Raw genomic sequence first — 5,041 nt, 5'->3', positions numbered from 1 at the left:
TTCATCTCACGGTGTCGTGCCATGGGGTGGCTAACTTGTTCTTGCAATTTGCGAATCAATCATTTATATTGATATACAAAAAAACATCGATTCACGTATTTCTGGATCGATGCCTGACTTATCAAAAAATGGTTGTGGTAAGCGACTCAACGATGTTTTGCATATGCCGGACCTTTAGCTCCCGTATCCTCAAAACTTTGATCACGACGATCTGGCGAACATTCCAGTGGCCTGTCATTAGCAGATTACCGATTGCGCCACACAGCAAATCTTCGCTTAAAAGCACAACAAGTCCACGAAACAGTCACCTATTTCGTGGACTTGCGGCTTCAACGCCAATGCAATTACGATTCTACAGTTGCCAAATGTATCCAAGCCCGTGTCTGCGTAAGCCTGGGGGATTGGCCCTAACCCACTTTAACGCCTAATCAGCTCTGCATTGCCTTTCGGATACAGGCGTCACTTGCTTCCCATGTCACCATGGGGAAATCGATCCGGTGTGATCAAATGAGCTCCTTAAGGAACCCCTCAGTGCCGGCACTTCTGATGCTAGAGATCCAATGACTACCAACAATTAAGCTGGGCCACTGCGGATCAGTCTCACGGGGTTTGCGGGGATCTGCCCCCCGTTGCGAAGAGTTTCAAGCAACCTGCGCTAAGCTACTATCTCCACCTTGAATTCGACACAATGATAGCGCCTTCTCAAAATAAAGTCAAGTATTTTAAATTAGTATAATCAGTTATTTTTCAAGTTAAAGAAACACAGTCGAGATCAGTCCTCATGACTGACCTCAACTGTGTTTCTTCTATATGAAGTTAATGTTTTGGTTCGATCATGGTCAACTGAATGCGTTCGCGTTTGGTATCGACAGATTCGATCCACACATCCACGATATCACCAACGGCAACGACCGATTTAGGATCACTCACCCGATGATTGGCCATGCGCGACACATGGACTAAGCCGTCATGTTTGACACCGATGTCGACAAAAGCCCCAAAGTCCACGACGTTGCGCACTGTGCCTTGGAGCTTCATCCCCGGCACCAAGTCTTCCATCGTCAACACGTCTTGGCGCAATAACGGCTGTGGCAAGGCATCCCGCAAATCGCGTCCGGGGTTTTCCAAACTCGACACGATATCTCTCAAGGTTTCTGTCCCGACTTTATCTGTCACTAAAGGCGCCACATCAACGGCTTGCACTTTTGCGATCATGGTCGGGGTGCCTAATTCATCAGCAGAAACACCCGCTTGTTTCAAAATCTGCTTGGCCACCGGATAACTTTCCGGGTGAATATCCGTATTGTCTAATGGTACTGAACCATTGATGATGCGCAAAAAGCCAACTGCTTGTTCATAGGCTTTCGGGCCTAAGCGTGGAACTTTCAACAATTGCCGACGGTTATCGTAACTGCCGTTTTCATCACGATAGGCCACAATATTTTCAGCGATTGTCTTATTCAAACCAGAAATGCGGGTCAATAATTGTGCCGACCCAGTGTTCACATTGACGCCGACGCGATTAACAGCGCGTTCAACGACGGCATCCACTTGCGCATCCAAGTCTTTGGCAGGCAGATCATGTTGATACTGACCGACACCGACGGCTTCAGGATCGATTTTGACCAATTCTGCCAGGGGATCTTGCAAGCGGCGGGCAATGGAAATCGCTGAGCGTTGTTCAACATGCAAATCAGGAAATTCATCCCGAGCGACTTGGCTGGCAGAATAAACTGACGCCCCGGCTTCATTGACGATAGCATAATAAATATCGCGTGGGACATCGCGCAGCACCGAGGCCACGAATTGTTCGGATTCACGACTGGCAGTGCCGTTCCCAATGGCGATCATGGTGACGTGATATTTTTCTAACAAGTCGCGGAACTCACCAGCGGCAGCGTTGCGCTTAGCTTGTGGTGCGGGTTTATGTGGGTAAATGACGGCTTTGGCTAAGAACTTCCCATTTTCATCGATCACCGCCAGTTTGCAGCCGGTGCGGTACGCCGGATCAAAGCCTAACACCACCTTGCCTTTGACTGGCGCTTGCATCAACAAGTTGTACAAATTCTGCCCGAACACATCGATCGATTGGGCATTGGCTTGATCCGTCAGTTCATTGCGCAATTCACGTTCAATGGCTGGCCCGATGAAGCGTTTGTAAGCTTCACGATAAGCATTTTCGACAAAGGCGGTGGCTTGGTTTGCTTTGTGGTGTCCGATCAAGCGAAAATGAAAATAACTCTCAACGGATTCGTTGTCCACGACAATTTTCACCGACAAGATCTTGGCTTTTTCGCCGCGATTGATGGCTAACGTGCGCGTCGCCGAAATATGCCGCAAGCTGATTTCGGTATCATAGAATTGTTTATAAACTTCTTTTTCGTCAAGTGCTTCAGCTTTAGGCCGCAGTTTGGTCTTCAGCTTTCCAGTACGCTCTGTAAAATGCCGGATCCAATTGCGATAAGTGCTGACTTCGCTAAAAGTTTCCGCCAAGATCTCAGTAGCACCAGCTAACACCGCATCGACATCTTTCACATCTTTTTTAACGTATTTCTCGGCTTCGTCGGCCAAGTTTCCTGCTGGCAATGTCAAAATCCAACGGGCAAAGGGTTCTAAGCCTTGCGCTTTGGCGATGGTCGCTTTGGTTTGGCGCTTTTGTTTGTAGGGCAAATACAAGTCTTCCACTTCAGGAAGCTTGGTGGCGGCTTGAATGGTTTTTTTTAATTCAGGTGTGAGTTTGTGCAACTCCGAGATGGCTTTGATCACAGTTTGCTTGCGCTCTTGCAAAGCCGTGACGCGATTGAAGCTAGTTTCAATGGCCTGGATTTGGACTTCATCCAAACTGCCAGTCATTTCTTTGCGGTACCGCGCGATAAAGGGCACAGTGTTGCCAGCATCCATTAAATCTAAAACCGTTTTGACTTGGCGCGTTGAAATGCCGCCGAGTTCTGGTTGCATCAATTGCAATGTTTGTGTATCGATCATGATCATTCCTTTACAAGGCCTAGTCGCCAATCACTACGCTGGCGTGAGTCCATTATACCATCTCAACAAACCAGTTCCTGTTCAAAAAAATGGCTGAGTCGTTTTTAACGATTCAGCCATTCACACTAAGCACTTCTAGTTTGCACCACTTGGTTGCGCCCGCCATGCTTGGCCGCATACAAGTTAATGTCAGTTTTTTCGATAAAGTCTTTTAACACCACTTCAGCGTCTTGAATTGAAGAGATCCCAGCTGAAACCGTGAGCCGCAGCTTGGGATTTTCGCGCAGCACCACCAATTGTTTCAGGCGCTTGAAATAATCATCGATGGCCTGGCGCGCTTGATCATCACTCAAGCCATACATCAAAATACTAAATTCTTCCCCACCGGTGCGATACACTGCCGCATAATAATCCATCGGAATAAAGTAGCTCTCCACATCCCGCGCGAAGTTGATCAAGGCTTCATCCCCGATCAAATGCCCATAAGTATCATTGATGGCTTTAAAATGATCGATATCCATCATCACCAAATGTAAGTTATCACCATTAGACGCGGCCATTTGACTTTGAAACCAAACATAGTCTTTGCGAAACAGTGCCAAGCTGCGCACCCCAGTCAGCTCATCATGATTATTGCCGTACGTGAGCTTTTTGGTTTGTTTGCGACGATAACGTAAGAGCCGGTCGTACAAGTCCGCGACGCCTAATAGCAAAATGAACATGACCACCACTTGCACTGTCAACCACATGTCATAATGATGCACCAGTTCAGTGACCGTCCACAATGCCACTGACATTAAAGCAGTCAATGAAAGGTAACGCCAATGTTTGGCCGTTACCCAGTGTTGGTAAACATTGACCAATTCTAGCCCCCCGAACACGACAGCCAAGCCCAGCATGTCTGGAACGTTGAATCCCCACCACGGGTAATAACACAAGTACACCCCAACCAACATCAACCCGTGGATCTTGGGATTTTTGATCCGCGTGGCGACATAGATCAACGCCCCGTTGCGCAAGACTGATGCGGTGATGGCACTGGTCGTGTTGTAATGCCGCAAAATGGCCACAAACAACAACACTAGCCACAAGTACGCGGCCAGCAAACTTGCTGACGACACGTCTTTTTTGAACAGCCGGTGGATGGCTTCAGGGCCTAACGTGGCAATAATGTCGACACTGCCGACAAAGCCGATCATAAAAAAGAACATCCAAAATGTTTTGTTGATAACAATACCCATTCAGCTCAACCTTTGCCCCATGATTTTACATACTTCTAATATACCGCTTACGCTGGGTAAAAACGACATTTTTTTCAACTTTTCTTCAATAAAATTGGGTATGTACGAAAAACTAACACCAGCGCTGGACAAGTTAGACCAGTTTCACTATTGTATAATTATTGTATTTTCAGGAAATGGAGTCAATTATGAAGAAAACTGCACTCATTACCGCACTACTCGGCTTTTTGACCGCGTTGTGTCTCTTGTTTCCAACGCCGACTCACGCCGCTGAAAAGTCCTATACCTTCTATACTGACGACACGTATGCGCCGTTTGAATTTGCCAACAAGCAAAACAAATATGTCGGCATTGATATCGATTTGATCCATGCGATCGCCAAAGCGGAACACTTTAAAGTCACCGTCAAAGCAGTCGGCTTCAACGCCGCAGTCCAAGCTTTGGAAGCCAAACAAATCGATGGGGTGATCGCCGGGATGACCATCACCCCAGAGCGTTCTGCAAAATTTGACATGTCCAAGCCGTACTACCCAACCGGTCCAGTCGCCGCCGTCAAAAAAGGCTCTGACATTAAATCGTTAAAGGATCTGCGTGGCAAGCGCGTCGCCATTAAAACCGGTACTGCCGCAGCAGACTATGCCAACTCGATCAAGCAGAAATACGGCTTCACCACCGTCACCTTCGATGATTCCAACAACATGTATCAAGATGTGTTGACGGGCAACTCAGTGGCGTGCTTCGATGATCAGCCTGTCTTACAATGGGTCTAAAATTTTTGGTGTTGAAGAGCACTTCAACGCCGGAAGTTTTAGGCC

The 5,041-nt window shown here is 47.4% G+C and carries 2 protein-coding genes and 1 pseudogene; 1 reads left to right on the top strand and 2 read right to left on the bottom strand.

Features of this window, described 5'->3' with window-relative positions; translation table 11 throughout:
• Positions 1–816: 816 nt before the first annotated feature.
• The gene (locus FD01_RS02335) at positions 817–2,985 is read right to left on the bottom strand and encodes a Tex family protein (protein ID WP_056962460.1); all 2,169 of its coding nucleotides are present in this window, start codon (positions 2,983–2,985) and stop codon (positions 817–819) included.
• A gap of 125 nt (positions 2,986–3,110) precedes the next feature.
• Positions 3,111–4,226: a GGDEF domain-containing protein gene (locus FD01_RS02330; protein WP_056962459.1), complete on the bottom strand. Its 1,116-nt coding sequence runs from the start codon at positions 4,224–4,226 to the stop codon at positions 3,111–3,113.
• Between the two features lie 188 nt (positions 4,227–4,414).
• On the opposite strand from FD01_RS02330, the pseudogene FD01_RS02325 reads away from it, so the two are divergent.
• Positions 4,415–4,990 (top strand): annotated as a pseudogene (locus FD01_RS02325) (transporter substrate-binding domain-containing protein); the annotation flags it as partial.
• Positions 4,991–5,041 lie beyond the last annotated feature (51 nt).

The sequence above is a fragment of the Lacticaseibacillus manihotivorans DSM 13343 = JCM 12514 genome, assembly GCF_001435035.1.
Lineage (GTDB): Bacteria > Bacillota > Bacilli > Lactobacillales > Lactobacillaceae > Lacticaseibacillus > Lacticaseibacillus manihotivorans.
The sequence above is the reverse complement of the archived record's forward strand: the minus strand, read 5'-3'. Positions and strand labels throughout refer to the sequence as shown.